Source organism: Pseudomonas sp. Pseu.R1 (assembly GCF_045764065.1).
GTDB lineage: Bacteria > Pseudomonadota > Gammaproteobacteria > Pseudomonadales > Pseudomonadaceae > Aquipseudomonas.
The window spans coordinates 1,812,930-1,839,385 of sequence record NZ_JBJGEE020000001.1 but is presented as its reverse complement, the minus strand read 5'-3'; the positions used below and the strand labels follow the sequence as shown (position 1 = coordinate 1,839,385).

Genomic DNA, 26,456 nt, shown 5'->3' with positions numbered 1-26,456 from the left:
GAGATCCATTTTCTCTACTAAGGCGCTAAGAGGCAGGTCACTCAGCGCGCACCATTCCTGTCTGAGGCGAATGCGTGGTGGACCGCGGCTGTCGAATCGGGAATATCGGCAGCCACGCTTCTCTCGTTCAGCATCCTGAGCTTGGTGGTAAGCGTCCGGCGAACTCACCTTCCGAACTCCAGCTTTAAGGGCGATGGTGTCCGCGTATTTTTAAGCGGACGCGATCACCCTAATCGCCAGGATTTCCATGCGCCAACGAAGCTCTTATCCGAAGCCTTTCAAAGCCCAGGTCGTTCAGGAATGCCTGCAACCTGGTGCCACCGTGTCCAGTGTCGCCATCAGCCACGGCATCAACGCCAACGTCATCCGTAAATGGATGCCGCTCTATCGAGACCAATCCGCGACAACTTCGCTACCGCCCTTTGTACCACTGAAGGCTGCCCCTAAACGGCTAGCTGAAGCGTCGGTGATCATTGAGCTACCCATGGCTGGGCAAGTGATCACGGTGAAATGGCCGACCTCAGATCCCGAGGGCTGTGCGCAATTTATCCGGGCTGTCGCTCAATGATCCGCCTTGATGCGATCTGGCTGGCCACCGAGCCAATGGACATGCGCGCCGGTACCGAAACCGCATTAGCCCGTGTGATCGCGGTGTTTGGTGCGGTGAAGCCGCACTGTGCTTACCTGTTCGCCAATCGCCGGGCTAACCGAATGAAAGTCCTGGTGCACGACGGCGTGGGCGTCTGGCTTGCAGCGCGACGACTGAATCAAGGCAAGTTTTACTGGCCCGGCATTCGTCATGGCAGCGAGGTCGAACTCGACAGCGAACAACTCCAGGCCTTGGTGCTGGGCCTGCCGTGGCAGCGCGTCGGTGCAGGCGGTGTGATCAGCATGCTGTAAACACCGGCGATTTGGCCGGTCTACATGTCGTCGTCCCATGCCTGCTCTGGCACAATCGGCGGCATGACTTCCTCGCTAAACCTCGACCAGATGAGCCCGGAACAGCTTCGTGCCTTGGCGGCACAGGCGTTGCAGTTGCAGTCCCAGATCGAGGCGATGAGCAAGAAGATCCAGAGCGATCAAACCGTCATTGAGCAGCTCACTTACGAAATTGCCCTGCTCAAACGGCATAAGTTTGCCAAGCGCAGCGAGCAAATCAGCCCGGCGCAAAGCAGCTTGCTTGATGACTTGCTCGACATAGACCTTGAGGCTATCGAGGCCGAGCTAAAACAGCTCCTTCCAACTGTGCCACAAGCCGAACCACGGCAATCCCCGAAACGTGCGCCATTGCCGCCGCAGTTTCCACGCACGGTGATTCGCCACGAACCTGAAAACACACAGTGCGTCTGTGGCTGCCAACTTCAACGCATCGGCGAAGACGTAAGTGAGAAGCTTGATTACACACCGGGTGTATTTACCGTCGAGCAACATGTGCGTGGCAAATGGGCCTGCCGTCAGTGCGAAACACTGATCCAGGCGCCGGTGCCGGCGCAGGTTATCGACAAAGGTATCCCGACCGCAGGCCTGCTGGCCCACGTCATGGTGGCCAAGTTTGCCGATCACTTACCACTGTACCGGCAGGAGAAAATTTTTGGTCGCGCCGGGCTGGCCATCGCTCGCTCAACCTTGGCCCAGTGGGTTGGGCAAACTGGCGTGCGACTCCAGCCACTGGTCGATGCACTGCGTGAAGCGGTGCTGAGCCAGGGCGTGATTCACGCCGATGAAACACCGGTGCAAATGCTCGCGCCGGGCGAGAAGAAAACCCACCGCGCCTATGTATGGGCCTACAGCACGACGCCATTTTCGGCGCTCAACGCGGTGGTGTATGACTTCAGCCCACGCCGCGCAGGCGAACATGCGCGCAACTTTCTGGGCACCTGGAACGGCAAGTTGGTCTGCGATGACTTCGCGGGTTATAAAGCCGGTTTTGAGCAAGGCATCACTGAAATCGGCTGCATGGCTCATGCGCGCCGCAAGTTCTTCGACCTGCATGTCGCGAACAAAAGTCAGCTGGCCGAACAGGCGCTGCACTCGATTGGCGGTTTGTACGACGTTGAACGCCAGACTCGGGATATGAGCAACGAAGACCGTTGGCGAATACGTCAGGAAATGGCGGTACCGATCAGCAAAACACTGCATGACTGGATGTTGGCTCAGCGCGATCTGGTGCCCAACGGATCAGCCACGGCCAAAGCCCTTGATTACAGCCTGAAACGCTGGGTAGCGCTGACGCGCTACCTGGACGATGGGGCCGTACCCATCGACAACAACCAGGTCGAGAACCAGATCCGACCCTGGGCACTGGGCCGCTCGAACTGGTTATTTGCCGGGTCGTTGCGCAGTGGCAAACGGGCGGCAGCGATCATGAGTCTGATCCAATCAGCGCGCATGAATGGGCATGAGCCGTATGCCTATCTCAAAGATGTGCTGATGCGGCTGCCGACGCAGCGGGCCAGTGATATCGGGCAATTGCTGCCGCATCAGTGGGTGTCGGCCTGAATCACGCTGAGTTGGTGTGCGCTACGGAACACCCTTTCTTATCGTGTCGGGTCATACGAGTTGAGTACGGCATCCCACTGCATTTCATGGTCTTCGACCGCAACATTCCATTCGCAGCCAGACACCGCGATACGAATGTCCGATAAGCACTTACACCAATGTTGTATGCCGACCCATGATGCGTCCGCTTGGTTATCAGGGAGCTTAGTGGCGCCCGAAAACACGAGGCCCTTCTTTAGAAAACGACTTGGCTCCAGGTTGGTTGAGAAATCGAATGACTCCCAATTAAGGCCAGAGCCGAGGGAGAGGAATCGTTCGATTTGATCATCTACACAGTAGCGACGAACAATCTCCTCAATAACGGTTACCTCGCTCGAGCTGAGCGGGGCCTTTCGCCTAGCAGTGTAATAGATGGATATTGCCAAAATGCACCCTCAGAGTCGGTAACTGAAATTGGGGTAAAGGATACCGGGCTTGCGTCCGTTCGACTACGTAAGGTGTGTTAGCCGGACACTTACGCTTGGTGGTAATGCGGGGGAGAATCAAGGCATATCCGGGGTGCGCTGGAGTCCCGCGATGGGGAGCAGGTAGGCGCTTTAGTTGCTGGTATTAAGGGCGTGGCGGAGCGACCAGTGGTGGCCTTAAACTTGAACCATAGTGCCATCAGCGATTCCAACGTACTCGATGGCAATTTGCCTTATCGGTAGCCGGGCCACGGTTGGTAACGAGTCCCTCTACTTGATCGTCACCCGACCTACGTTTAGGGACCGTTATGCTCAATCATTCGGCGAGTACCACACTGCTGCACGCAATTCTCAAAAATCAGCACGCAATCACGGACGCGCTTTCCGTTCTGGCTGATTGGGTCGCTCATTCCTGTGGACACGAGGGGCGTGAGGTCGCAGAGACAGTCCGAGGAGCACTGCGAAGTATTGAGGAAAATCGGGCGCTGATCGGACTCAGTATCAATGAGCTTATGCGAGGTACAAGCTGAAGGCCAATAAACGTCATTGCTGTCGGGCGGCCGATTTCTGCCGGGCGATAACACTTGGCTAGTTTAGGATGCCTTCACCCTTGGCCAATTTCGCGAATCGGTTTACTTCCTTCAAAACCCGCTTTACGGAGTTGCTTCGGAGGCAGCTTTCGACCCAATGCAGACCCTCGCAAAGGTCTCCACATGCTCAGACGCATCCAATGATAAAGCTGTTTTCTTTCCGTGAAATATCCTGCCGTCATCGGCGGCGGTTGTAGCCAAGATACCAGCGTGGGATACAGAAAACGTGCGCGAAGCATCTCAGAGAGTTTTTAGGAAACCTCCACCATCGTTGCAGACGGTTCTATATCTGGCCGCCGCAGCACTGGACGCAGGCGCATGGAGACTGTGCCGTTAACCAATCAGGCTGGAATCAACCCTGCTTCCTTGTAACTCAACATCAAATCGTCAAATAGATTGATGCCTTCTGAGGTCCGCGCAATAAGCTGCGCACCCGCAACCGCAGTGTATATGGCGCGTGCACGGCGCTCGCAGGCCGGCCCAACGTCCCAACCAGCATCTGCTAGGACTTCGGCAAGCCATCTCACATTAACATCCGCATAAGTCTTGACCTCTTTGGCGACCTGATCAGGCAGATCTTCGTATTCTGCGGCCATGAAGCTAGACAGGCAGAGCCGGTTATGGTCCTTCAAAGATCTACGAAAGATGGAGGGATACAGATGTAAACACTGTAGTGGATCAGAGTTAGAGGCCCGTATCTCTTCAAGCACTGCCAGCGTGTCCTGCCAGTAGCGTTCTGCGACGGCAGCGCCTAAATCCGCCTTGCTCGCGAAGTGGTAGTAAATGCTTGCGTTTTTGATCCCGACCTCTTCGGCAATGCTACGGAAATTGATACCGCTGTATCCATGTAGCTGTGCTGCGAATCTCGCCGCAGCAAGGATGGCCTCTCGGGCGTTGTCACTCATGTCGTAATCCTCACCTAGGATTCAAAATTGGTTTGGCGTCCATTCTACTCGCCGCAAAGCTGCCTGCCAATTGACAGGTAGGGGGGGTTGACAGGGTGCACAATTCAGCTCAGTCTCTGCCTACCAATTGACAGGCAGGTAAATCTGACATGACTACTACACAGCAATCCGTTGAGGCTTCCTCTATTCCCTCGATGAAAATCTATGACTGGTTCGATGGCCCGTACCCAGCCCGGGTACGCATCGCTCTTGCTGAAAAAGGGCTGTTGCCGAAAATCGAATTCGTTTCGGTGAACCTGTGGACCGGCGAGCACAAGGAGGCTGAGTTCCTTGCCATCAATTACTCCGGCACACTTCCTGTACTTGAGCTGCAAGATGGGACGTTAATTGCGGAATGCACCGCGATTACCCAGTATCTGGACAGCTTGGACGGTAACCCGGTGCTTACAGGAGGAACGCCTCTGGAGAAGGGGTTAATCCATATGATGACCAAGCGCGCTGAGATCGAGTTCCTCGATGCCGTGAGCGTCTATTTTCACCATGCCACCCCAGGCTTGGGGCCAAAGGTCGAGCTGTATCAGAACGCCGAGTGGGGCGCAAAAATGGGCGAGAAGGCGATCCGAGGCATGCGTTATTTCGACAATCTGCTCAAAGGTCAGCCATTCGTTGCCGGCAACAAGTTCTCGATGGCGGACATCGCTGTCTTGGGCGGCATGATCTTCGCCTCATTGGTGAAACTGCCGGTACCTGACGAGTGCGTCGCGTTGCGAGCGTGGCATGCCAACATGCAGAGGCGCCCTAGCTATCAAACCTGGCGAGCACTGGTCGAGCAAGGCGCCCCAAAAAGCGAGTGACGGAGTCTGGGGCATCCACTGCGGCCCTAAGCAGTGGATGCAGCCGTGGCGTACTGCGCCATGCCCTAGCTCCTTATCGGCTAGGTTCAATCAGGCACTTTTTGTTTATCAGGCTTTGACCTCCAGCCTGGCAGCTTCCACCTCCAGGCTTTACTCGTCGGCAGAGAGCTAAGAGGTCATCAACTGGCAAGGCACGCGATCTCTTGACATGAATTCCTCGACCTGACCTGGATCGCTCGTCTGGGTCGGCGCCAGAGCAGTCAACGGACGAGCTTTACAGGTTTCGTCGCTCAACCTCGCAACAGCAGGCAGCAACTGATCGAAAACATTGCCATTCCCGGGCTCGGAATCACGATCACAAGCGCTCCCGGTTTCCTGAGCAAGATGAAAACCCATCAGACCGTTGTCTGCTTCTGGCCGATATCTGCCGGTTCGTAAAAGTCGGCCAGACGGGCATGCGTTCACCCCTAGCTCAGTTTGCGAAGCGATCTATGCCCCTGAGTTCTGTAGGTCTTCAGGTTGTTATCTCTTAAACCGCAGTCTCAAGCCCCCTGAGAAAGAACCCCTGCACGTCGCAGTATCCGCTATCTCGCCCCGCCATCAGCGACTCTTCACCCCGTGCCGTGCCCTCGACGGTGAAGTAGTGCACCTGATGGAGACCGACAGTGGTGAGCACTGCCGATAAGTAGGGACGCAGAAAGTCGGGTTGGCGTGCTTTCTCACCGCTGATGTAGCCGCCGGTAGCGATGGCCACGTAAACCGGCCGATCCGCCAACGTTCCCACCTTGCCTTTAGCGGTGCCCATGAAGGTTTTTCCGACACGCACCACGTGGTCAATCCATGACTTGAGTGGGGCAGGCACGCTGTAGTTATGCATCGGCGTGGCGATCAGCAGCACGTCGCACGCTTCTAACTGATGGATCAGTGTGTCGGAGCGGTTCAATGCGCCTTCGTGGCTGTTGATGGCTGCCACGCTCTGATTGGCCAAGGTCTGAGCGTAAGGCGCGTCGACTGGAGCCAGGTTATTAAGGTCTGCATCTGTCAGTTCGATACCGCGTCTGCCCGCCTGTAAGGCCAGGGCGCGCAGTATCTGTTGGGACAGTTTCAGGCTTTCGGATGCGCCACCGTTTGGGCTGGCAATCAGGCGCAAAATGCGCAAAGGGGCAAGGGGCTGCTGAGTCGATGTCATGGTGTTGCCTCCTGAAAAGGTGCTGTGGTTATGGCGCATCGAACTGTTTTTGAAAGCGCAGGGCGCCGGTGTACAAGCCTTCGCGGAAATAGAAGCGTTGTGCCCGAGCGTTGGCGAGACCGGTGTCGAGTACCAGGCGTGAGCAACCGCTGGCGCGGGCCAGACGCTCCAAGGCCCGCAGCAGCCGAGAACCCCACTGGCCGCCACGCTGAGCCTCAGCGGTGACTAGGTCATCGACATACAGGAATGGGCCGTAGATCAGGTTTTCCTGTAGGCGATAACCTGCCAGCGCCACCAACGCGCCAGCGTCGAAGGCACCCACCAGGCGATAACCGCCGGTACCCATGCGCTCGATGCGGCTGATGAAGTCGGCTTCGCTCACCAGATGTGGACGCAATTGCTGCATCAGCGGGTAAGCGACTCGCAGGTCGTGAGCGCTGTCCAGGGGATGCAGGGCCGTATCGGCCAGGTCGAGTACGCTGGGTATGAAATGCTCGGGTGTGAACGTCATGGGAGGAGACCTGATTGAGTAGGTGATGGGGCTATCCTGGACTATCCTTGCCTCACTTTATTGAGCCAAGAAATGGGATATGGGCTAGGCCATGATTGCTCCCCTCGCACCGCCTTTCGCTCCCCTGAACGAGCGACCGGGTTCGCCTCTCTACCGCCAGTTGTATGACCGGGTGCTGGCCGCTATCGCTGCTGGCACGCTTTCGCCGGGCGACCGCTTGCCGTCGGCGCGAGCCTTGTCCAAGGAGCTGGGTGTGGCCCGTGGCACCATCGAGCTGGCGTATTCGCTGCTGACCAGCGAGGGCTATCTCCTCGCGCTCGGGCAGAAAGGCACAGTGGTCAATCCCGAACTGCAAAAGCCCCTGGCCTCGGCCAGCACGTTGCCGGTCAGCAGTAAGGTGATTGAAGATTCCCCGGACGCTCTCTGGCGGCCACCGCAACTGTTGCCGTTCCAGATGGGCGTGCCAGCGCTCGATGAATTTCCGCGCAAGATCTGGGCGCGCCTTGGGGCTCGCTATCTGCGCGGGATGCGTTTGGGCGATCTGGACTATCCGGCGCCACACGGTCTACCTGCGTTGCGCAGTGCCATCGCCTCGTATCTGCAAGTGTCACGAGGCATCGATTGCGGTGCTCATCAGGTGTTCATCACCAGCGGTTGGCGCAGTAGCCTGTCGCTGATCGCTCATACCTTGTTGCAACCCGGCGAGCGCGCTTGGGTCGAGGATCCTGGCTACCCCACGACCCGTCAGGTGCTCCGCCAGTTCGGCATTGAACTGGAGGCGGTGCCCGTTGATGCCGACGGAATGGCTGTGGAGCATGCCATTGCTCGGTCCCACGCCGCCAAGGTCGTCATGGTGACACCGGGGCATCAGAGCCCGCTGTCTATGGCCCTGTCGTTGCCTCGTCGACAACTGCTCTTGGAGTGGGCGGCCCGTAACAATGCCTGGATTGTCGAGGACGATTACGACGGCGAGTATCGCTATGTCAGCCGCCCCCTGCCGGCGCTGGCCAGTCTGGATCGCAACGGACGTGTGCTGTATGCCGGTACTTTCAGCAAAGTGCTGTTTCCCGGTATCCGCCTGGCTTATCTGGTGGTGCCCCAGACTCAAGTGGCTGCGTTTGAGCGCGTGGGGCGGGCGCTCTTTTCCGCCAATTCGCCATCGATCACTCAGACGCTGGTGTCTGAGTTCATTGCCGAGGGGCATTTCACTCGCCATATCCAGCGCATGCGACGGCTCTACAACGAACGACGGGCGTTGACCATCGAAGCGCTGGAGCGGAGTTTGCCGGGGGGAATGCAGGTGGAGCGCTCGCCAGGCGGTATGCACATCGTGCTGCGATTGCCTGAGGGCGTCAGTGATATCGCCATGGCCGAGCAGTTGCTGGCCAATGGCATGTCGGTGCAACCGTTGTCGCGATGGGCCCTGGCGTCACGGCCTCAATCCGGGCTGCTGCTGGGCTTTACCAACTGCGCCACGGCCGCCCGGGGCGAGCAGCTTGGCGCGCTGATAAGTAAGGCCCTCAGTTGAGATTGGCCTTGGTCAGGCCGAACATTTCATCCGATGAACCGGGGATCGCCTGAAACGCCACATTGAGCCGGTTCCAGCCATTGATGGCGACAATCAGGAATGACAGGTCCGACAGTTGCTCCTCAGAAAACTGCTCACGCACGCTTGCATAAACGTTTTCGGAGATGCCATGGGGTGGCAGTTGGGTCAGGGCTTCGGTCCAGGCCAGCGCCGCGCGCTCCACGGGCGAAAACAGCGGCGATTCACGCCACACAGCGATGTGGTGAAGACGCAGCTCACGCTCGCCATGGATCTTTCCCTCCTTGACATGCATGTCCACGCAGAATGCACAGCCGTTAAGCTGCGAAGCGCGCAGCATGATCAGGTGGGAAAGGTCAGCCAGCAGCGGCTTCTTGCTGAGTTGCAACGTCAGCTCCACCAGTTTGTTGGAGGCTTGAGGGGACAGTTTGAAGTAATCGAGACGGTTGTTCATGGTGGTCACTCGCAGTGGGTGGGTGTTTGCTGGAGCCCACTGTAGTCATGCTTGGCCTAGCCACACAGAGCCAAGAAGATGCCTTTCAACTAAGCCATGATGAGTCCGATCCGAGATATGTTCTGCTATTTACAGAGTGTGTTTGAGGCAGGGCATCAGGTCGAAAGCCGTCATTTCCCAATCGTCACCTTCGGCGGTCTAGCCGATCAGCGCTCGACGCGTATTCCCTATGTACGTCGCGCCGATACTGCCCGGGCGATTTTCCGTGAGTCCGGCGAAAGGCGACGCCAAACGCAGCGTCGGACAGATACCCTAACGACGCGGCGACTGTCGCCACGCTGTCACGGCTTGCGCACAACCTGGATGCCGCGACTTGCATGCGCCAACGCGTCGCGTACTCAACGGGTGATTGCCCCACTCGAATCTTGAACAACGCTGCGAAACTGGATCGCGACATACAAGCGATCTCCGCCATCTGTGCCAATGTCCAGGGTTTCTCCGGAGCACCATGAACAGCGCGCATCACGCTGGCGATTGCAGGCTCGCGTAGGCCCCCCAGCCAAGACAAGTCAGCAACATCGGCGGTGTTGATGTGATGGCGCAGTGCGTGGATGAAGATGAGGCGAAGCAAGTCATTGCACATGGCGTGAGCCCCTGCTTGCGCCGATTGCCATTCTTTGTCCAGTTCATCCAGCAACCAGGCAAATGACGATGCCGCGCCCGAGGCTACGCGGATGATGATCGCAGGCGGCAGTAATGACAGAAGCTCGCTGGCGCCGGTGCTGATCAGGGAGACACTGCCGCCCAATAGCTCCACGTCGTCTCCGGCTCCCAGCGTGGCAAGTGAGCTGGATTTTTCAAAGGCATCGGAGGCGTTGACCGCTTCGTATTCTGGGTCGCTGGACAAAATGAACGGGGTGCGAGAAATCACGAAGCAATCGCCCGCCTGTAAACGATGAGCCGGATAGCCTTCAATGCGCAGCCAGCACTCACCGCGTCGCACGACGTTGAATTTCAGCTCGATCGGACGAAAACGCAGGGCCCATTGCCCACCCGCCTGCAAGCGTACGGAGCATGCAGCCCGAAGCCCTGCCAATGCGAGCACATCGGATAATGGATCTGAACCGGGGTTTTGGATGATCACGACAGAATCCTGGACTTTTTGAACTATTTCGTCCGGGGATCTTAAAGAACAATGGGGGCTAACGCCAAGCCACGAGGATTCCATCATGACCGCGGACCAGACACCTGTACTTTCTCCCTTCACTGCCGCCAGTACCGCCGCCGACGTCATGGAAGGGGTCGACTTCACGGGACAGCTCGCCATCGTCACCGGTGGCTATTCCGGGCTGGGGTTAGTCACGGCAAAAAGCCTGGCGCGGGCAGGGGCTCAGGTCATTGTTCCGGCCAGAGACGTTGATCGTGCGCACAACGCTTTGGCAGGTGTCGAGGGTATTTCTGTTTACCCGATTGACCTGATCGATGCCGATTCCATTCAAGCGTTCACCTCGCAAGTCGTTCGACACGGGCAACCGCTCTCGCTTCTGATCAACTGCGCCGGGGTCATGGCCTCACCGCTGGCACGCGACATCGACGGACACGAAAGCCAATTCGCGATTAACCACCTGGGGCACTTTCGTCTGGTATGTGGCTTGTGGCCGGTGCTCGCGGCGGCTGGGGCGGCCCGAGTGGTCGCCGTATCGTCGCGGGGGCATCACATTGCCGGTGTCGACTTCGACGACATCGACTTCACTCATCGCGCATACGACAAGTGGGCTGCCTACGGTCAGTCGAAAACCGCCAATGCGCTGTTCGCGATGGGGCTCGACCGGCGAGGTGCCATTCAGGGAGTACGCGCGTTTTCGCTGCACCCCGGTCAGATCCTGACGGACTTGGGGCGTCATCTCAGTAGCGCTGAGATTGCTGCATTTGACGTCTTCGATGAAAGTGGCCAGCAAAAGGTTGCACCGGAAATCGGCCTCAAAACCTTGGAGCAGGGCGCGGCAACAGGGCTGTGGTGCGCAACCAGTTCTGCGCTGGATGGCAAAGGCGGCGTCTATTGCGAAGACTGCAATATCGCACCAATCAACGAACCTGAAATGGGTCGCAAGGGCGTTGCGAAATGGGCTGCCAATCCGGAGTACGCCGAGCAACTCTGGCAGATATCCGAGGGCTGGACAGGGATGTCGCTGTGAAAGGACTCAGTGCGCCAATATTTTACTCCGATCAGATAAGCACGTCGGTCAGCGTGTAGTCCAAAATAAGCTTCCAGCAAAGCATCACCCAGCGTGGCATCAGGTCGCTTTTGGCAGATAGCCGCCTTTCTTGGGTGGCTGCTTTCGACCCATTGCGGACATTGGAAGCTTTAATTGATCTGCGTACTGAGGTGTAGTCCTCGGTGATAGGCCGACTTTTCGATTATTTTTGAAGGAATTCTCTTCTTTTATGCCGTGGTAGATTGGCGGTTTCCCGAAGCGGTTCTCCGCTAAAATCGGTGGAGGGCTTTCTATAGGGAGATCTTGGAATCCATGCCCACATTAGACAGAGGCGTTGCAGCACTTCGTATATTTGGGGACGATCTTGATCCGGAGGAACTGAGCCGCTTGTTTGGCCGTTCCTATACAGACGGATGGGTCAAGGGAGATGAGTTTTCAACGTCATCCGGCGCGGTTGTTACTAAGAAAACTGGCGGGTGGATACTCGAAGCAGAACCGGTTGAAAACGCAGATTTTGATGGCCAAATTTTACGGCTATTGAGCAGTGTCGACGTTAGCTTAGATGTCTGGGCATCGGTGGCGAGTCGATTTGAAATGAACATATTTTGTGGATGGTTCATGCGCGAATCTATCGAAAGTGTCACGATTTCGCCTCAGATAATGCGAATGCTCAGCGACCGTAGCATCCCTCTTTCGGTGGACATTTACGCTCCGGCATATGATTGAGTGAAGTCGCCTCGCGCGAAAAAAATGGTTCGCTCACGTTGAACGTGGCCAGAAGCGCCGGGCTCGATTTCCCTCAGAGATGCACTGTTTCTGCTCACCTCATCAAATCGCCATGGTCGAGCATATCGTATGACCATTCTTATTTGAGCCCACAGCAGCGAGGAGGCTGATCCGTTAGCAAAGTTTTTCCTGAGGGGGGAATAACGTAAATTTTCACAACACCTGCTCCTGCGACCCCTTGGACATGTACCTTGTAGATAAGGTATGCGGGGCACCCGCTGGAAGGAGCAACTGAGGTCAACCCAATTACTGATGTCTTCTCTACAGTGCCAAAGCGCGAATGATCCGGGTCACTGGCCCGAATGTACGCTTCGACCTTGGACAAATCAGGGTTCTTCTGTAGCCAAAGCAGGAAAAACTCGTGACCGATCATGGCGAACAGGCAAATAGCAATCGCGAGTTTTACTGTCTTCCCTTTCAAAGGTTGTAGTCCCTGAATCAATTTAAGCAGAGCATCGCACATTCAGACTTGCTGAAGACGAGTGTCCGCTTCTGGCCGATAGCTGCCACTCGCGCCAGCTACCTCCGAACGGCGCTTTAGAGCAGATCATGTAAGCCACTGAGCCACCTGCGGAAAATATCAGACGCCGCGCTGATTGAGTGACGTACGAGTGTCTACCCATAATTCTTGGACTTGGCTATTTAGCTGGCGGCATACGCGTGAGTCCAATGAACCGCAATCTTGAAGCGCCTGGATGTAACCGCAGCAGAATTGATAGCGCTCCCTGCCAATGGCGCTGGATGAACTGTCCTTAATTTCACGCAATGCACTCAACCAGGTGGCGTAGATCGAGTCAGGTAATCCCGAGGGAAGGCCGTAGCGATCAGTCATGTCGTGTTTCTCTCGAAGAATGGCAGGGGGCGCTCTTGTGATTATTTTTCCGGAAATATCAGCGCGCGTGCATGGGCAAGGTATCTTAGATCATGACATGGCCTTTTGGCATCCAGCAGATGTACAACGTGTGGTGCCCATCAGAGGAGTTCGCTTGCACCCAAGCGAGAGGGTCTGTGAAATCTGGGAACCATGCGATGCGCATCTCATCCATTGAAGACCGTACCGCATTGCGATGACGAATGATGACCGCCAACGAAGATCTGATCGCATGGAACCAAAGCTGGAGGATTACTGGCGGCATAATCTCTTGCAGAAATTGCTATGCAGAGCAGCCGGAAGCTTTGAAGCTTGATGACTTCGTGCATGCTCCAGGCTGTGGGCATGCTGGGCAGCATGCCCGACCTTGGGAGGAACTGGACTTGATTTGTGAGCGGTTTCGATGACGAGTTTTTTCTGAACTAGAGATTAGCCGCGTGCCTGCACCACCGTTTTTGCCCACAGGCTAAAGGACTCAAGCATCCAACGAGATTCGCTAAACGTATGACGTGGTCCGTTGGATCTATGCGCATAACGAATGTCTCCCAGCAGCCCTTAATGGACATCGTTTAATGCATCCTATGCGGCGGCAGGGAATATTCTGGGAATGGGCAGATTGCATGCTCATCAGTCAGAACCGGACTGTACAGACGGCTGAAGGACTTCAACTGGACGTTCGGGTCAGAACGTCTCGACAGGGTATCGTCCAGGTCTTTTATCGGTGTCTATCTGAGCACCGGTGAGATGATCGTCGAGGAGTATTACCCAAACCTTTTGGACCACGGCCAAGGCCTTGCGCTGGTTTGGGGGGAAGAAAGGGCGCGCCAGATCTCAGTTCTGAATCCCGTCCCGTATTAAGTGGGATTTAGCTGGTTCCACTAGCGAGCGGCGTGATTACCACCGGTGAATTACGAGAGCCGATCCGATGGAGTGGCGGGGAAACTGACGGTGAATAGAGTGCCGCCAGCGGTATCGGAACTCACACTGACATCACCGCCATGTGCTTTCGCAATCTCCCTGACAATGAACAGGCCTAAGCCGACGCTTCTCACTTCGTCGTCGCGGGCACTATGGCGAGTCATTGGCTCAAACAGGCTTCCCATCGCTGATTCGGGAATGACTGATCCCCAGTTCTGTACAGATACCGTTGCGATACCGCTTTCCAGCATGGAGACGATGGTTATTGGTTGATGGGGATCACCGTACGCCACACTGTTGGCTACCAGGTTACCCACCAGTTGATGGATACGGTCGGCGTCCAGTTCGACTTGTCCCGTACCTATCGATTGGTGCCGGATTTCTGCATCGGGAAAGGCCAGTCGAAGCTCACTAACGCTGCCGTGAACCACTCCGTGCAGGTCTGCTGCCGAACGCGTCACGCCGATGCCATTTCCCACTCTGGCCAAGGCAAGATCCAGAAGGTCGGCGATCATACGCTGAGCCCTATTGGACGACCTGGCGATGTGCTCCAGCAGCTTCGCCTCCTTGGGACTACGTTCACCTTGGGCCAGCATATCTGTGGCCATCCCTATTGCTGTGAGCGGATTTTTAAGATCATGGCTTGCAATGGCAACCATTTGCTCGGCAAACAAGGCCCGCCGTTGTGACTTTTCGTAGGCGACGTTCAAGTCTGCTTTGGTTTGTCGCAGTGCCGATTCAACAGCCGTTTTTTCCCTTAGCAGTTCCTCCGCATGTTTACGTGCGCTGAGCAATTCGCGCTCGTATCTGTCGCGATCGGTGGTACCAAACAGAGCTAGTTCGTAGAACACCCCGCTCGCATGATCACGACGAACACCATTGAGAAGCATGGTGAGGGTGCGTCCGTCACGATGGAGCAAATCGAGTTTTACCTCGGCCACTGATCCTTGCATCTGCATCAGGGGAGCCCAATGGGTCTGGTGAAAGATGCGTCCGCCCATGGTGAGCAACGTCTGGAAGCGCCGCTCTTGCAACTCTGACTGCTTGAAACCCAACCACTCGCAGAAGATTCGATTGGTGCGCAGGATCAATCCGTCTTGCGTAGTGACGACCAGGCCGCAGGGCGCCCCTTCGAAGAGTGTTTCGAAATCCGGTACAGGGAGATCAGTTGACATGCACGCCTGCCCACGGCAACAGGAAAACGTCCATGGCGTCAGAACATGCACTTGGCGAACTCATATGTGGGCAGTGGCCCACGTTGGGGACGAGGCACAGCGTACTGGCCGGCAAGGCTGCATGAAGGTATTCACCTACGGCAACCGGCGCGATGAGATCTTCGGTCGATTGCAAAATCAACGTCGGAGTTAGCAGACCTGCGATATCCGCTCGGTTATCCGACATGAACGTGACACGAGCGAATTGCTTGGCGATATCGGGTTCGCTTCGACAAAAACTGTTGGTGAGTTCCTCGCTCAGAGCAGGCTGCCCCGGCGCCCCCATGATGACCGGAGCCATGGTGCTCGACCATCCGAGGTAATTGCTGTCCAGGGTATCGAGGAGAGAGTGAATATCTTCGAGTTTGAAGCCACCCACGTAATCGCCCGAGTCAATGTAACAAGGCGATGGACCGACCATGACGTGAGCGGTGATTCGGCCTGGGACCAAACGGTCTGCGAGAGCACCTATCATCGCGCTCACTGAGTGGCTCACCAGGATGACCGGGCCAACAGCGTACTTATCAATGATTTCGCTCAGATCCGCTGCGTACCCGGCAAGTGCGCTGTACTTCTCTGAATCATAAGCGCTGAGGTCAGACTGGCCTGCGCCAACGTGGTCATACATCACCACCCGAAAGCGTTCGGTGAAGTGGCGATATAAGTAGTTCCACATGGTCTGATCACAGCCAAAGCCGTGAGAGAAGATCAGGGTCGCGGGACCATCCCCATGGACGGTGACGTTGTTGCGGTGGCAAAGGTCCATTGAGCGATACCCGGCTGGCCAAAGCCACGGTGGCTACGGTAGGCCAGATAGTGCGCGACGTGAGAAACGGGAGCAAGTGGAGCAGGAGATTTCATGGGGGAAAAAGCTAGATCAGGCAGCGTTATTGCACTATTCATTCGTGTAGATTCGTGCAGTAAGCCCGATATCAATATGGACTATTTTTCGTAACCCGCTGAAATCGATATATAAATTCCTATTTTTCCGATGGCACGGCCGCTGCAACGTAGTTGGAGCTAGTAGCAGGACAGGCATCCAGACCCGTTCGCTCACCGTGATACCAGAGGAAATACTATGAACGCCATCGACCTTCTCAAAGCCGACCACGAACGCGTCAAGGCCATCCTGACTCAGTTGAGCGAATCCACAGAGCGGGGCGTGAAAAAACGCGTCGACCTACTTGCAAAGCTGGAGATGGAAATCACTATTCACACCAAGCTGGAAGAAGAGATTCTTTATCCGGCCTTCAAAGAGGCTGGATCGAAAGAGCAGGACATCATGTACTACGAAGCCAAGGAAGAGCATCGCACGGTCGATTCTTTGGTCCTCCCAGACCTGAAAAACACCGACCCCTCCACACCAGAATTTTCGGGTCGTATGAAGGTCGTCAAGGAGCTGCTGGAACACCACATCGAAGAGGAGGAGTCCGAAATGTTTCCTCAGGCGAAAAAGCTTCTCGGCAAAGCCAAGCTCGACGAGTTGGGTGCGCAAATGGAAGCCATGAAAGCCGATTACAAGAAAGCATCGCTGTCTGGATTAGCTGCGTAACCCAAATTGTTACTGCGCCCAGCTCTTAGCTGGGCGTTTTTGCTTCTGTTCGCTGAGCAATGAACTAATCAGATCCATCGCTCCAGGAGTCTTTTATGCCCCGGTCAACTCACTATCGAATCGATTACCTGCTTCACGGAGCATTCAAATCATTCCGCATCTATGCGGACAACATGAATAATGCTGAAGCATGGCATTGGGCAACCGTAGACGCAGGGTTTGGCCAAATTCCCAAATATCGGCTCGATCCTGCTCCGAAGCTTAGCAAGCCTCAGGCAGAAAAGAGGGGAGTTACGGGCGTCGAGTGGACGAATACTTAGCCATTCTGCCGCGTGAGAAGGACGCGAGCGTCCGCTTTCGACCCATAGCGGACACTCGACTCATGCAAACTTCATCGGTCTCTGTCTCACCAAACTATTGCGAGGCAACAGAAATCGCGAGGATGGCAATCAAGCCTGTAGGTACGCTGTTTTCCAGTCGAACCGCGCCGCCGAGGCGCATTGCCACTGTTTGTACGATCGCCAGGCCTAGCCCGACACCTTGGTCATTTCCTTTGCTGTAGAAGCGCTCAAAAAGACGTTCTCGGTCACATTCACTGATGCCTGGCCCCTGATCGGCAATACTCAGCTCAAAGCCGTCATTTTTAAAAGCCAAGGCGACGTTGATCTGCCCGTTCGATGGCGAAAAATTCACCGCATTCGTGATCAGATTCTGGAGGGCGATGTCGATGGCCGCGAAATCAGTACTCATCGGGTGCTCTGGTTCGCTGCACTCAAAAGACAGCTCCAGACCTCGGCTCAAGACCCACGGGGTCATCTGCGCAAGGCATTCGCGTACCGTAGCGACGAGGTCTCCCGGCTGGATCTTGATCGGGCCAGCGCCCGGTTCAAGCCGGGCGATCGTTAGCAACTGGTTGACCAATCGTGTCGTACGGTCAACACCTACGACAAGATAGTTCAGCGACTCGCCCCGTTGCTCGTCGTTTTGTGCCTCCAGCACGTTTTGCGCGTGTACTCGGAGCACCGCAAGCGGCGTGCGCATCTCGTGAGCAGCATCGGCGATGAAGCGCCGCTCACGGCTCAGCACTTCCTGAATCTGCCCCAGCAGCCGGTTCAGGGCTGCCTGCATCGGTTCGAGTTCGCTGGGCAATGGCGCCAGTTGCAGAGGCTCCAGTGAGCCTGGATGCCGTCCACGCAATGTGGCAGCCAGATCCGCCAAGGGCTTTAACCCCCAACCGATGGCCAGCCAGATGGCGGCCATCAACAACAGGCTCCCGATGAGGTTGGGAAGTACGGTATGGCGCACGATTCGATTGACCAGATCGGAGCGCACATCATCGCGCTCGCCCACCCAGATCAGCAGGTTATGCGTCTCGTCCTTGAGCACAAAGGTGCGCCACTGATGTTTTCCCAGATCATTGATATCGCTGAATCCGGTGTAGGTCGGCGCCCGAGTCAAGCTTGGCGCGCTGGGAGTATGCACCAGCAGGTTGCCATGAAGATCCCACACCTGAAAGGCGATCTTGCTCTCGTAAGGGTGACCATCGATCTTGGGTTCTGCCTGCCCCAGCGCCTGATTGAAGGCCTGATACAGCTGGGCGTGCTCCTGGCGCGCCAGCGGCATGCGCATCACGCCTTGGAGTAACCGGGCATTGGTGGCGAGTTGCGCGTCGTAGACTTCGGCGATCTCATGATTGCTGTCATGGATATTGGCCAGCGTCAGGATCGTCAGACCGATTAGGACTAGGCCAATGATGAGCGTCAGGGTACGACGGCGTATCGAGTTCAAAGACGATCCTCCACCAGATAGCCCACTCCTCTGATCGTGCGAATCAGCTCACTGGAAAACTTCTTGCGCAGGTGGTGGATATGCACCTCCAGGGTGTTGCTGTCGGCTTCTTCGTTCCAGCCGTAGAGCAGCTGAGTCAGGCGTTCGCGAGTCATTACCCGGCCTGGGGGAGACAGCAGCTCATGCAGCAACTGGTACTCTTTAGGGGTCAGGGAAACGGGCGTCGCGTGATAGCTGACTTGCTGCGTTGCGGGATCGAGCCGGATGCCGGCATGCTCGATCGCCACCTGTGCGCGCCCTGCGCTGCGCCGCAGCAACGCGCGCAGCCGCGCCTTGAGTTCATTGAGGTCAAAGGGTTTAACCAGGTAGTCGTCAGCGCCGGCATCGAGGCCTGCAATGCGATCTTCGGTGGCATCGCGTGCGGTGAGAATCAAGACGGGCAGGGCAGAACCGGTCTCGCGCAGGCGCCTTAGCACCGACAGACCGTCCAGCCTGGGCAGCCCCAGGTCGAGTATCGCCAGATCGAACCCTTCGCTGAGCAGCGCATGCAGCGCACTGCTGCCGTCTTTCACCCAATCGACGGTGTAACCCTCCCGACTCAATGCCTGGTGAATCCCTTCACCCAGCGCGACATCATCTTCGATCAACAGCAATCGCATGCAGGCTCCGCTATTTCAGCTTCTTGTTCACGTCGACCAGCAGCAGCTGGATATCCTTGCGTCGGCCGCCGTCGGCCAACTCCCGACCGGGGCGGGGTGCTGCTTGCAGGGCTTTGTCCAGTGCGGCTTTGGCTTCAGCATAGTGCCCCTGGCGGAAAAGATGATCGCCCCAGAAGTACAGCGGGTCGATGCCGTTGGGATTGATTTTCAACGCCTGTTCCAACAGACCTTGAGCCTTGTCTGCGTCGCCAAAGCCGATGGGCCAGCCGGGCACTCGATCATACAGCGCAGCGAGACTCGCATAGGCGGAGCCTTGCAGGGCGGAGGGATCCAGCGACAGCGCCTTTTCCAGATCAGCCTTGGCCTGTTTGACCTTGCTCAATGCGCCGAGCCCGCCTTGCGCACCGGCCCAGCTACTGGTGACGATGCCTGACCAGATCCAGGCTTCGGGAGCATTGGGTCGCTCCTGCTTGAACTGAGTTGACTGGGACGCCAGCTTCTCGAATGCGGCGACACGCTGGTCTTCAGGCAACTGATACTGAATGTGTGCCCATTCCTGTTGAATGGCTGACAGGCGTTGTTGGTCAGGGGCATCCAGGGCCCAGGCGGGTGTAATGAACAACGAGAGCAGGGTGATCAGCAGGGCTTTCATGGTTTAGGTTTCTCCTCAAAAGGCGTGGTGCTCAATCGACGAATCAGCGGCAGGTGCTTGCGCAGGGAGCGATCAACCACGGCGGGCAGCAAACCATTGAGGCGCACAAAAAATCGCTCCGGCCAACCGAGGTAGAGTTCGCGCTGATTGCCGACAATGGCGCTGACCACGGCAGCGGCGACGGTCTGAGGGTCGTCTTCGTTGCTCTTGAGGGCCGTATTCAAAGCGCGTGCCGCTGGGCCGTTCATCGAGGTGCGGGTCGCCCGTGGAGCCACGTACAGCACTCCGACCTGCGTATCCGCCAACTCCCGGCGCAAAGCTTCTGAGAATCCGCGCAGGGCAAACTTGCTGGCGCAGTAAGTGGCGTATCCGGCGTAACCAATCGATCCGAAGGTCGAGCCGACGTTGACGATCATCGCGCGTTTGACACTGCGCAGCATGGGCAGCATCAGGCCTGTAAGCAGGATCGGCGCATGCAGATTGATGTTGAGCATCGCGTCGATCTCACGGCTTGGCAGTTGCTCCAGCATCGCGAAGTGATTGACCCCCGCCGCATTGATCAGCAGGTTGATGCCCTCCATGGCCTGTGCTGTCATCAGCACATGCTGACGACCTTCGGGAGTGGTCAGGTCAGCTTTGACCCAGTGCAGCAAGTGGGGGTACTGCATCTGCAACCCGATCAGGTGTTCCTGATGCCTGGATACCGCCAGCACCTCTGCACCGTGGCTGCATAAGGCTTCGGCGATCGCCATGCCGATTCCTCCGCTAGCTCCGGTCAATACGACACGGGCTTCAGACAGACGCATGAGCGGATTCCTTCTCAGGTTCGGCGAGCGCGGCAGGCAGTTGCCGGAACATGTCGGTGTACAGCGCGTACACCATTTTCGACGCCCGAATCACTGCCGCCTGATCTTGCGGATCGTCCAGACGATCCATCAGTTTTCGGTAGGTTTCCATGTGCCCGACGTCAAGGCTGCCGTGGGAACTGAGGTAACTGAATGCAGTGGACGGCAGATCAAGACGTTGTTGAATGCTACCCGCCGCATGGGTCGCCAAGGCGATACTGGTGCCTTCCAGGACATTCACCATGCCGAACAGACCCACGGGATTGCCGCGGGCCATCAGGTCATAGAGGTAAGCGACCATCAACTCGATGGGCTGGCCCGGCGTGCCGTCACGTACCGCGTCGGCGTCAGCACCGCAGGCGAGCAGGTCGTTGAGAATCCACTGCTCGTGCCCGTATTCATCCTCGATGTACTCGCACACTGCACCCCGCAGCCACTCCAGCCGTGAGGGCAGGCGCGCGCCACAAGCCATCATCAATGGCACTGTATGGCGTACGTGGTAATAGGCCTGGGTCAGGAAGGCTGTATAGCTCTCTAGCGTCACCTGACCAAATAGCGCGTGGTGAATAATCGGCAGATTGAACAGCGTTTCGCGCTCGGTGCGCGTAGCGTTTTGCAGCGTCTCGAAAAAACTCATGATGGATGATCCTCGGCTCGTGCGGGCTCGATAAAAAGATGTCGGTAGTGCGCCAGAATGGCTTCGCGCTTGGGCCGGCCATTGGCGGTGGCCATGCCGTTACCCGGGCTGAATGGCTGCTCCAGCCGTGTCCAGCCATGCACCCGGGCATAGTCAGGCAACGCCTGATTAGCCTGGGCGACGGCATCGGCGATTTGCAGGTCAGTGGTTTCAGGGCGCAGCGGCCAGATCAGCGCATGGTTGTGGGCCATCGCTTCGCCGTAGACGAATGCCTGGCCGATGCGACCGCGTTGAGTCAGTTCAGCTTCCACCCACTCGGGGTTGACGTTGCGTCCATAACTGGTGACGAACTGATGCTTCTTGCGTCCACGCAGATAGAGATAACCGTTGGCATCGAACTCACCCAGATCACCGCTCGGCCACCATTCAGGCACAGGGCGGGTGTCGCCGAGATAGCCCAGCATTCCAGACCCAGCAATCAAGACTTCACCGTCGTCAGCCAGACGTATCTGCACATGCGGCAATGTTTGGCCGACGCTGCCAGGGTGATGCGCACCAGGGCGATTGAGTGCGACTACCGAGGCGCATTCGGATAGTCCATAGCCCTCATAAACGGGTATGCCGGCCAGTTCGGCGCGCAGCAACAACTCGTGGCTGACCTTGGCGCCTCCTACAGCAACGAAGCGCAATTCACTACTGTCGAATGCGCCGATTTCACGAGCAGTGACCAACAGCAACAGCAGTTGCGGCACCAGAATCATGCTGTGCGGATGGCGAAGCTTGAGCGTAGAGAGAAGCCTCGGCAGATCCACGCCGCTTGCACCCCGCATGCCCAAGGTGCGCTGGCTGGGCAGACTGATCATGGCACCGGCGTACAGCGCCGCATAGCAACCGATGTTTTCCAGCAAAATGGCCAATGGCAATAATGAGAGATGGTGACGAGGGTGTTGCGACTCGCTGGCGTGATGCAGCTCGCGGGCAACGGATAGCACGCTGTCGGCGCTCAAGCAGACGCCCTTTGGCGTGCCGGTAGTGCCTGAGGTAAAGGTCAGCTTCGCGGTGCCCGCTGGAAGCGGCGAGGGCTCAGCCGCAGGCCTGATCCAGAAGCCATCGCGGGATTGAAAACCCGCTTGCTCCATTTCATCTTCATGGTCGATGCCGCCAATGACCAGGTCGGCCTGACTTTGTGCAAGGCAGTGAAGGCGCTGACCGGGGGTGAAAAAAGGCGGTAGCGCTAGGCAGGCAAGTTTCTCGAACAGAATCGCCAGATCCCAGATCATCAGGTCAGGCCCATTCTCCAACGAGACAGCGACCACCTTGGCATTCATGTCGCGCAGTATCTGCTGGCGCAACCGAATTTCAGCGTCCAGCTCGGCGTAGTCGAGCTTGAGTTCGTCGCCCCATAGGGCATAGGCGTGTGGCTGACTGGTCGCCAGCTCTGTGATCCGCTGGCGAAAAGCGTTCAGTTCAGGCGACATGACAGCTGCGCTCCAGGGTCAGTGGCAGGCCAAATCGCTCGAACACGCCGCTGTGGCTCAAATGCAAAAAGCCGGAACGTATGTCCCCAACATGTACGCTGGGCTGGGTGTCGTAGTAATTACCCCAGTCATGGCGATCCTCACCCAATCGCAAGGGGTCGGCAGCGCACAACGTGACAGGGCGCAGACCCAAGCGATTAAAGCTGTTGACCAACCCGGCATTGCCCGTGAACGCCACCCATTCCAAGCCCCCCATCGCCAGTAACCAAGTGATGGTAATGATGCTCAGCCTCGCACTGCCCAAATTGCTTGCGGCCAGGTTGCCGACCTCGACAATACCCTGGCGATCGACCGGTCGTGCCGCGAGGGTCTCGATGGCACGCTCGACCGGCTCATCCAGATAGTGCTCAAGAAACAAGTCGCCAGAGGTTGCCGTGCGTACACCTGCGACTGCACACAAGCTACCCGCGCCATCGTTCAGGCCAAACAGCTCAGGCATGAACTGACGGATCTCTGCGTTGTGGGCTTTGCGAAAACGCTGCTGGATAAAGGCTTCGAAACCTTCGCGCAGTGGCTCCTGGGCCAGAGCGCGATGGAGTGAGAGGGCGGGGGCTTCGGGGGTTCCGAAGCTCAACGGTAGACAAACATTCCAGTCCAGACCCTGCATGGGTGAGGCTCCTCCCCAGTGGTGAATGGAGGGGAGTATCAGCGCCGATTCTTAACGAAGTCTGAAGGTGAGAAAAATGGGAGCACGCAACCCTCTTCAGATTTCCTTAAGACAGCTGCGGCACAGTCCGACCGCCTCCAAGGCAGTTCATCCACTTCTTGAAAGCGAGCACCGGCATGACGTCACCTTTACCTCGTTACTCAAAACTCTCCATGTATTTGCATTGGCTAATGCTTGCGCTGTTTGTCGGCGTCTATGCTTGCATCGAACTCAAAGGGCTGGCCCCACGCGGTAGTACATTGCGCTCTGCACTCCTGGGCTTGCACGGGCTGTTTGGTCTTTCGATTTTTGCGCTGGTCTGGATCCGCTTGCTAGGGCGCCTGATGTACAAGGCGCCAGCGATAAGCCCCAGGCCGCCCGTATGGCAGATCGGGCTCTCTCATGTGGTGCACGCGTTACTGTATGTCCTGATGATCGCCACACCCTTACTGGCATGGCTGATGCTGGCTGCTGGAGGAAAACCTGTGCCGTACTTCGAGTTTTCCATGCCGGCGCCTATTGCCCTTGACCCAGCACTGGCCAAGCAAATCAAAGGCTGGCATGAATGGTTGGGGAGTCTGGGCTACTGGCTGATCGGACTGCATGCGGCGGCGGGCCTGTTCCATCATTACTGCGTGCGGGATAACACGCTTAGACGGATGCTGCCTCGATAGACAGCAAAGTACGCACGCCCGATAGCATCACAATGCTCGGCAGGCGAGGCGGTAAACGGTTGGTTTACCATTCCGACCGATGCTCAGGCCGACAATGTAAGGGCCGATGGCTTCGAAACCGATTTCGGTTTGAACACTGTACCCAGGCCCGATTTTGACCAAGTCGCCGTCGGCTACCAGGCGTTCAACGTCTGGGTAGGATGATTGCTTCGCAGTCCCGACCTCTGTGGGGTGTCGAGATCTTTTGGCAACTGACATACGGAGGTATTCCTATTATGTTGGTGAACGTCCGCATCCACTGGACAAGCAGTAGGTGATTCATCAACTTGAGCGAATGCGAGCCACCGCAAACAGGATCGGCATACTGGATTCTCGCTGGATTAGGTATTGATTATATTTAAGCCACCCATCACATGCGCCACCTTCAGGTTTGGGGAGAGCACTATGACTCTGAACCGAGGTTAGATTGCTCAGCGCGCATGATGTATCCCTTGGCTATCAGACGTGCCTGCCGTAATCCCCATTCGAGGGCTTGGCTAAGATGTTCGCCATCTCTATTGTCGTAATAATGTTCATGGATGCGTAGGCCTTCAGCCGTGTACACGCCTACGAAGAGCTGAGTGCAGACTTCCCAGGAAAGGCGGCTCAACACCTCGATTTGAACGTCAGGGCCGAGCGATTCGTTGTGCCGCATACACTCGATGTCTGGGTCAAACCACTTTCTGAATTCGGCACCTCGATTTTCCATATCTGCCCTCTACGTAATCAATAGCGCCGCAAGGTTTTTTTAATCAGCCCATGAGCAGCGATTCAGGCGTTGCTCCCAAGTTAGAGAGCGGACGAATAGGGTTCATCATAGGCTGCTTCGGCCAGTTGATGTTGTATTGGTGTAATGACCGCTTTTGGCCGATAGCGGACTGTTTGCTTGGGACAAGCTTGAAGGTTCGGTAGCGAGTCGTTACGTTTCGGTCGTCTTGCTGATGGTAGTCCGTAAATGGAAAACGATTCGTCGTTGCAGATTGAACGCGCCGCTTATGAAAAGTTTAGGCGCTTGTGGAACTTGGGAAACTTCGAGCAGCAACGACTTGGCCAAGCGTTCTATAACCACTTCGAACTGCACAAAATTACCGATCAGGCTGCATTGCGTAGCCTTTACGAAGCAGATGGCGAGAAAGCGTCGAGCTTGATCTTGAGGCTTTTCCATCTGCACTGAATGGCCGCTTTCGATCCAAAGCGGACGCCGAAAGAGCTGTGATCACCGCGAAGCAGAAAATAATCCGTGAAGTCTGTTTCGAATGGGCCGTCGGCCAGGTAGCTGACGGCCCTCCCGAGTTAGAACTGTGACAACCCGCCGTCAACTACGATCTCGTCACCTGTGATGAAAGAGGCCTGATCGCTGGCCAGGAACAGCACAGCCTTGGTCACCTCACCAGCTTCGCCAAAACGTCCCAGCGGTACGGATGCTTCGATCCCAGCGGCCACCTCCTTCAATTGTGCGTCCGACAGGCCCAGCTTTCCGTGAAACGGTGTGCTGATCGGGCCAGGACTCACTGCGTTTACCCGGATACCACGAGGTGCCAGCTCGGCGCCGAGCGTGCGCGCCAGTGAGCGGACGGCGGCTTTGGTGGCCGAGAGGATCGACAGGCCAGGGGTGCCAACCGAATTGAGGAATGACGTGGTCAAGATCACGCTGGCACCTTTGCTGAGCAGCGGTGCCGCTTTCTGTACGGTGAAGAAGGTGCCGTTGAAGTTCAGCGCGAACTGCTCATTGATTTGCGCCTCGGTCACGGCTTCGAGCGGTGAAGCAGTGCCAGCACCTGCATTGGCGAAGACGACATCAAGGCGGCCAAAGCGCTCGGAAATTTCGCTGATAACAGCGTCCAGAGACTCTGGCTTACGCAGGTCAGCGACGAGCACCAGTGCCTTCTCACCCAACTCTTGGCGAGCTTCATCCAGGCGCTGGACAGTGACGCCGGTAACGATCACCTGCGCACCCTGTGCAACGAATTGGCGTGCGGTTTCCAGGCCAATACCCGAAGTGCCTCCGGTGATCAGCACGATTTTATTGTCGAAGTTACGGTTGAAGTGAGTCATGGTCATTTCCTCGGTCTGGATAGTGAATTAGCCGTTGATGTCTGGCGTGGACTCACTATCCAAAAATCCGAATTTATCGACAAACCACAAGAACTTGGCGGCCACAAAAGAAAAACTTCTGTGCAAGGAAGGGCACTTTGAACCTGGTCAGAGCGTTGTGATGAAAATTTCTTCCAAGAGTAGCCTCCACACTTACCCCTCTTTTGCTGGGGAGGTCCTGACACAGGAAACCGACAAAGACATCGAAGATACTTAACCTCGTCCCCGCTATCCCAGCTCCCTGGACGCTTGCGACGACTAGCATGACCCTCGTTTTACGACCGGCTCGGCCCCTTGCAGGATCAACAATTCAGT

At 56.7% G+C, this 26,456-nt stretch carries 27 protein-coding genes; 11 read left to right on the top strand and 16 right to left on the bottom strand.

Annotation, left to right across the window (positions count from 1 at the left end):
- Positions 1-247: 247 nt before the first annotated feature.
- The 3 genes from tnpA (at position 248) to tnpC (ending at position 2,499) form a co-directional block, all read left to right on the top strand.
- The gene (tnpA, locus tag ACI5GA_RS08585; RefSeq protein WP_421422537.1) at positions 248-568 is read left to right on the top strand and encodes an IS66-like element accessory protein TnpA; all 321 of its coding nucleotides are present in this window, start codon (positions 248-250) and stop codon (positions 566-568) included.
- Positions 565-900, top strand: coding sequence for an IS66 family insertion sequence element accessory protein TnpB (gene tnpB, locus ACI5GA_RS08580; protein ID WP_421422536.1), 336 nt, complete (start codon positions 565-567; stop codon positions 898-900). The genes tnpA and tnpB overlap by 4 nt, the downstream gene beginning before the upstream one ends.
- A 63-nt stretch (positions 901-963) precedes the next feature.
- Positions 964-2,499 carry an IS66 family transposase gene (tnpC, locus tag ACI5GA_RS08575; protein ID WP_421422535.1) on the top strand — a complete coding sequence of 512 codons (1,536 nt, stop codon included), beginning with the start codon at positions 964-966 and terminating at the stop codon, positions 2,497-2,499.
- A 1,395-nt stretch (positions 2,500-3,894) separates the two neighbouring features.
- On the opposite strand, the gene ACI5GA_RS08570 is transcribed toward tnpC, so the two are convergent.
- The gene (locus tag ACI5GA_RS08570) at positions 3,895-4,458 is read right to left on the bottom strand and encodes a TetR/AcrR family transcriptional regulator (protein WP_421422534.1); all 564 of its coding nucleotides are present in this window, start codon (positions 4,456-4,458) and stop codon (positions 3,895-3,897) included.
- A gap of 149 nt (positions 4,459-4,607) precedes the next feature.
- On the opposite strand from ACI5GA_RS08570, the gene ACI5GA_RS08565 reads away from it, so the two are divergent.
- On the top strand, positions 4,608-5,312 hold the full coding sequence (locus ACI5GA_RS08565) for a glutathione S-transferase (protein WP_421422533.1): 705 nt from the start codon (positions 4,608-4,610) through the stop codon (positions 5,310-5,312).
- Between the two features lie 529 nt (positions 5,313-5,841).
- Here the strand turns inward: ACI5GA_RS08565 and ACI5GA_RS08560 are convergent.
- A complete protein-coding gene (locus ACI5GA_RS08560) occupies positions 5,842-6,501 on the bottom strand; it encodes an FMN-dependent NADH-azoreductase (RefSeq protein ID WP_421422532.1) in 660 nt (219 codons plus the stop codon).
- Positions 6,502-6,529: 28 nt separating this feature from the next.
- Positions 6,530-7,012 carry a GNAT family N-acetyltransferase gene (locus tag ACI5GA_RS08555; protein ID WP_421422531.1) on the bottom strand — a complete coding sequence of 161 codons (483 nt, stop codon included), beginning with the start codon at positions 7,010-7,012 and terminating at the stop codon, positions 6,530-6,532.
- A gap of 91 nt (positions 7,013-7,103) precedes the next feature.
- On the opposite strand from ACI5GA_RS08555, the gene ACI5GA_RS08550 reads away from it, so the two are divergent.
- The gene (locus tag ACI5GA_RS08550; RefSeq protein ID WP_421422530.1) at positions 7,104-8,540 is read left to right on the top strand and encodes a PLP-dependent aminotransferase family protein; all 1,437 of its coding nucleotides are present in this window, start codon (positions 7,104-7,106) and stop codon (positions 8,538-8,540) included.
- Here the strand turns inward: ACI5GA_RS08550 and ACI5GA_RS08545 are convergent.
- Together ACI5GA_RS08545 and ACI5GA_RS08540 are read right to left on the bottom strand one after the other, a co-directional pair.
- A complete protein-coding gene (locus ACI5GA_RS08545; RefSeq protein ID WP_421422529.1) occupies positions 8,533-9,012 on the bottom strand; it encodes a carboxymuconolactone decarboxylase family protein in 480 nt (159 codons plus the stop codon). The genes ACI5GA_RS08550 and ACI5GA_RS08545 overlap by 8 nt on opposite strands.
- A gap of 184 nt (positions 9,013-9,196) precedes the next feature.
- Positions 9,197-10,243, bottom strand: a complete 1,047-nt coding sequence (locus tag ACI5GA_RS08540) for an AraC family transcriptional regulator (RefSeq protein WP_421422528.1) — start codon at positions 10,241-10,243, stop codon at positions 9,197-9,199.
- On the opposite strand from ACI5GA_RS08540, the gene ACI5GA_RS08535 reads away from it, so the two are divergent.
- Both ACI5GA_RS08535 and ACI5GA_RS08530 read left to right on the top strand, forming a co-directional pair.
- Positions 10,242-11,207 (top strand): oxidoreductase, encoded by a 966-nt coding sequence (locus ACI5GA_RS08535; RefSeq protein WP_421422527.1) that lies wholly within the window; start codon positions 10,242-10,244, stop codon positions 11,205-11,207. The two genes, ACI5GA_RS08540 and ACI5GA_RS08535, sit on opposite strands and share 2 nt — an antisense overlap.
- A gap of 333 nt (positions 11,208-11,540) precedes the next feature.
- Positions 11,541-11,954: a DUF4279 domain-containing protein gene (locus tag ACI5GA_RS08530; protein ID WP_421422526.1), complete on the top strand. Its 414-nt coding sequence runs from the start codon at positions 11,541-11,543 to the stop codon at positions 11,952-11,954.
- 640 nt (positions 11,955-12,594) lie between these two features.
- Here ACI5GA_RS08530 and ACI5GA_RS08525 read toward each other — a convergent pair.
- The 3 genes from ACI5GA_RS08525 to ACI5GA_RS08515 form a co-directional block, all read right to left on the bottom strand.
- Positions 12,595-12,846, bottom strand: a complete 252-nt coding sequence (locus tag ACI5GA_RS08525; protein WP_421422525.1) for a hypothetical protein — start codon at positions 12,844-12,846, stop codon at positions 12,595-12,597.
- A gap of 947 nt (positions 12,847-13,793) precedes the next feature.
- Positions 13,794-14,978, bottom strand: coding sequence for an ATP-binding protein (locus ACI5GA_RS08520; protein ID WP_421422524.1), 1,185 nt, complete (start codon positions 14,976-14,978; stop codon positions 13,794-13,796).
- Positions 14,968-15,783 (bottom strand): alpha/beta fold hydrolase, encoded by an 816-nt coding sequence (locus tag ACI5GA_RS08515; RefSeq protein ID WP_421422523.1) that lies wholly within the window; start codon positions 15,781-15,783, stop codon positions 14,968-14,970. Before ACI5GA_RS08515 ends, ACI5GA_RS08520 begins: the two co-directional genes overlap by 11 nt.
- Positions 15,784-16,095: 312 nt before the next feature.
- On the opposite strand from ACI5GA_RS08515, the gene ACI5GA_RS08510 reads away from it, so the two are divergent.
- Together ACI5GA_RS08510 and ACI5GA_RS08505 are read left to right on the top strand one after the other, a co-directional pair.
- The gene (locus tag ACI5GA_RS08510; protein WP_421422522.1) at positions 16,096-16,569 is read left to right on the top strand and encodes a hemerythrin domain-containing protein; all 474 of its coding nucleotides are present in this window, start codon (positions 16,096-16,098) and stop codon (positions 16,567-16,569) included.
- Positions 16,570-16,664: 95 nt separating this feature from the next.
- Positions 16,665-16,889: a DUF6555 family protein gene (locus ACI5GA_RS08505; RefSeq protein WP_421422521.1), complete on the top strand. Its 225-nt coding sequence runs from the start codon at positions 16,665-16,667 to the stop codon at positions 16,887-16,889.
- A gap of 94 nt (positions 16,890-16,983) precedes the next feature.
- Here ACI5GA_RS08505 and ACI5GA_RS08500 read toward each other — a convergent pair whose 3' ends face one another.
- The 7 genes from ACI5GA_RS08500 to ACI5GA_RS08470 are packed head-to-tail and all read right to left on the bottom strand — an operon-like array spanning position 16,984 to position 23,295.
- Positions 16,984-18,357 carry an ATP-binding protein gene (locus ACI5GA_RS08500; RefSeq protein WP_421422520.1) on the bottom strand — a complete coding sequence of 458 codons (1,374 nt, stop codon included), beginning with the start codon at positions 18,355-18,357 and terminating at the stop codon, positions 16,984-16,986.
- Positions 18,354-19,016: a response regulator gene (locus ACI5GA_RS08495; RefSeq protein WP_421422519.1), complete on the bottom strand. Its 663-nt coding sequence runs from the start codon at positions 19,014-19,016 to the stop codon at positions 18,354-18,356. Before ACI5GA_RS08495 ends, ACI5GA_RS08500 begins: the two co-directional genes overlap by 4 nt.
- Positions 19,017-19,026: 10 nt before the next feature.
- Complete coding sequence (locus ACI5GA_RS08490; protein WP_421422518.1) at positions 19,027-19,668, bottom strand: tetratricopeptide repeat protein; 642 nt, start codon at positions 19,666-19,668, stop codon at positions 19,027-19,029.
- Positions 19,665-20,474 carry an SDR family oxidoreductase gene (locus ACI5GA_RS08485; RefSeq protein ID WP_421422517.1) on the bottom strand — a complete coding sequence of 270 codons (810 nt, stop codon included), beginning with the start codon at positions 20,472-20,474 and terminating at the stop codon, positions 19,665-19,667. Before ACI5GA_RS08485 ends, ACI5GA_RS08490 begins: the two co-directional genes overlap by 4 nt.
- Positions 20,461-21,150, bottom strand: coding sequence for a TenA family transcriptional regulator (locus ACI5GA_RS08480; RefSeq protein WP_421422516.1), 690 nt, complete (start codon positions 21,148-21,150; stop codon positions 20,461-20,463). Before ACI5GA_RS08480 ends, ACI5GA_RS08485 begins: the two co-directional genes overlap by 14 nt.
- Positions 21,147-22,628 carry an AMP-binding protein gene (locus ACI5GA_RS08475; protein WP_421422515.1) on the bottom strand — a complete coding sequence of 494 codons (1,482 nt, stop codon included), beginning with the start codon at positions 22,626-22,628 and terminating at the stop codon, positions 21,147-21,149. The genes ACI5GA_RS08480 and ACI5GA_RS08475 overlap by 4 nt, the downstream gene beginning before the upstream one ends.
- Positions 22,618-23,295, bottom strand: coding sequence for a thermostable hemolysin (locus tag ACI5GA_RS08470; RefSeq protein ID WP_421422514.1), 678 nt, complete (start codon positions 23,293-23,295; stop codon positions 22,618-22,620). The genes ACI5GA_RS08475 and ACI5GA_RS08470 overlap by 11 nt, the downstream gene beginning before the upstream one ends.
- A gap of 176 nt (positions 23,296-23,471) precedes the next feature.
- On the opposite strand from ACI5GA_RS08470, the gene ACI5GA_RS08465 reads away from it, so the two are divergent.
- Positions 23,472-24,008, top strand: coding sequence for a cytochrome b (locus ACI5GA_RS08465; protein WP_421422513.1), 537 nt, complete (start codon positions 23,472-23,474; stop codon positions 24,006-24,008).
- 994 nt (positions 24,009-25,002) lie between these two features.
- Positions 25,003-25,221, top strand: a complete 219-nt coding sequence (locus tag ACI5GA_RS08460; RefSeq protein ID WP_421422512.1) for a hypothetical protein — start codon at positions 25,003-25,005, stop codon at positions 25,219-25,221.
- Between the two features lie 119 nt (positions 25,222-25,340).
- Here the strand turns inward: ACI5GA_RS08460 and ACI5GA_RS08455 are convergent, their stop codons facing one another.
- The gene (locus tag ACI5GA_RS08455) at positions 25,341-26,102 is read right to left on the bottom strand and encodes an SDR family oxidoreductase (RefSeq protein ID WP_421422508.1); all 762 of its coding nucleotides are present in this window, start codon (positions 26,100-26,102) and stop codon (positions 25,341-25,343) included.
- Positions 26,103-26,456: the final 354 nt, after the last annotated feature.

Bases quoted from the DNA above. Each gene is read 5' to 3' on its own strand.
- ACI5GA_RS08490 (WP_421422518.1), bottom strand. From the start codon at position 19,668: ATGAAAGCCCTGCTGATCACCCTGCTCTCGTTGTTCATTACACCCGCC.
- ACI5GA_RS08535 (WP_421422527.1), top strand. From the start codon at position 10,242: ATGACCGCGGACCAGACACCTGTACTTTCTCCCTTCACTGCCGCCAGT.
- ACI5GA_RS08540 (WP_421422528.1), bottom strand. From the start codon at position 10,243: ATGATGGAATCCTCGTGGCTTGGCGTTAGCCCCCATTGTTCTTTAAGA.
- ACI5GA_RS08560 (WP_421422532.1), bottom strand. From the start codon at position 6,501: ATGACATCGACTCAGCAGCCCCTTGCCCCTTTGCGCATTTTGCGCCTG.
- ACI5GA_RS08545 (WP_421422529.1), bottom strand. From the start codon at position 9,012: ATGAACAACCGTCTCGATTACTTCAAACTGTCCCCTCAAGCCTCCAAC.
- ACI5GA_RS08480 (WP_421422516.1), bottom strand. From the start codon at position 21,150: ATGAGTTTTTTCGAGACGCTGCAAAACGCTACGCGCACCGAGCGCGAA.
- tnpA (WP_421422537.1), top strand. From the start codon at position 248: ATGCGCCAACGAAGCTCTTATCCGAAGCCTTTCAAAGCCCAGGTCGTT.
- ACI5GA_RS08495 (WP_421422519.1), bottom strand. From the start codon at position 19,016: ATGCGATTGCTGTTGATCGAAGATGATGTCGCGCTGGGTGAAGGGATT.
- ACI5GA_RS08525 (WP_421422525.1), bottom strand. From the start codon at position 12,846: ATGACTGATCGCTACGGCCTTCCCTCGGGATTACCTGACTCGATCTAC.
- ACI5GA_RS08510 (WP_421422522.1), top strand. From the start codon at position 16,096: ATGAACGCCATCGACCTTCTCAAAGCCGACCACGAACGCGTCAAGGCC.
- ACI5GA_RS08470 (WP_421422514.1), bottom strand. From the start codon at position 23,295: ATGCAGGGTCTGGACTGGAATGTTTGTCTACCGTTGAGCTTCGGAACC.
- ACI5GA_RS08555 (WP_421422531.1), bottom strand. From the start codon at position 7,012: ATGACGTTCACACCCGAGCATTTCATACCCAGCGTACTCGACCTGGCC.
- ACI5GA_RS08475 (WP_421422515.1), bottom strand. From the start codon at position 22,628: ATGTCGCCTGAACTGAACGCTTTTCGCCAGCGGATCACAGAGCTGGCG.
- ACI5GA_RS08520 (WP_421422524.1), bottom strand. From the start codon at position 14,978: ATGTCAACTGATCTCCCTGTACCGGATTTCGAAACACTCTTCGAAGGG.
- ACI5GA_RS08570 (WP_421422534.1), bottom strand. From the start codon at position 4,458: ATGAGTGACAACGCCCGAGAGGCCATCCTTGCTGCGGCGAGATTCGCA.
- tnpB (WP_421422536.1), top strand. From the start codon at position 565: ATGATCCGCCTTGATGCGATCTGGCTGGCCACCGAGCCAATGGACATG.
- ACI5GA_RS08515 (WP_421422523.1), bottom strand. From the start codon at position 15,783: ATGGACCTTTGCCACCGCAACAACGTCACCGTCCATGGGGATGGTCCC.
- ACI5GA_RS08465 (WP_421422513.1), top strand. From the start codon at position 23,472: ATGACGTCACCTTTACCTCGTTACTCAAAACTCTCCATGTATTTGCAT.
- ACI5GA_RS08530 (WP_421422526.1), top strand. From the start codon at position 11,541: ATGCCCACATTAGACAGAGGCGTTGCAGCACTTCGTATATTTGGGGAC.
- ACI5GA_RS08565 (WP_421422533.1), top strand. From the start codon at position 4,608: ATGACTACTACACAGCAATCCGTTGAGGCTTCCTCTATTCCCTCGATG.
- ACI5GA_RS08460 (WP_421422512.1), top strand. From the start codon at position 25,003: ATGGAAAACGATTCGTCGTTGCAGATTGAACGCGCCGCTTATGAAAAG.
- ACI5GA_RS08550 (WP_421422530.1), top strand. From the start codon at position 7,104: ATGATTGCTCCCCTCGCACCGCCTTTCGCTCCCCTGAACGAGCGACCG.
- ACI5GA_RS08455 (WP_421422508.1), bottom strand. From the start codon at position 26,102: ATGACTCACTTCAACCGTAACTTCGACAATAAAATCGTGCTGATCACC.
- tnpC (WP_421422535.1), top strand. From the start codon at position 964: ATGACTTCCTCGCTAAACCTCGACCAGATGAGCCCGGAACAGCTTCGT.
- ACI5GA_RS08505 (WP_421422521.1), top strand. From the start codon at position 16,665: ATGCCCCGGTCAACTCACTATCGAATCGATTACCTGCTTCACGGAGCA.
- ACI5GA_RS08485 (WP_421422517.1), bottom strand. From the start codon at position 20,474: ATGCGTCTGTCTGAAGCCCGTGTCGTATTGACCGGAGCTAGCGGAGGA.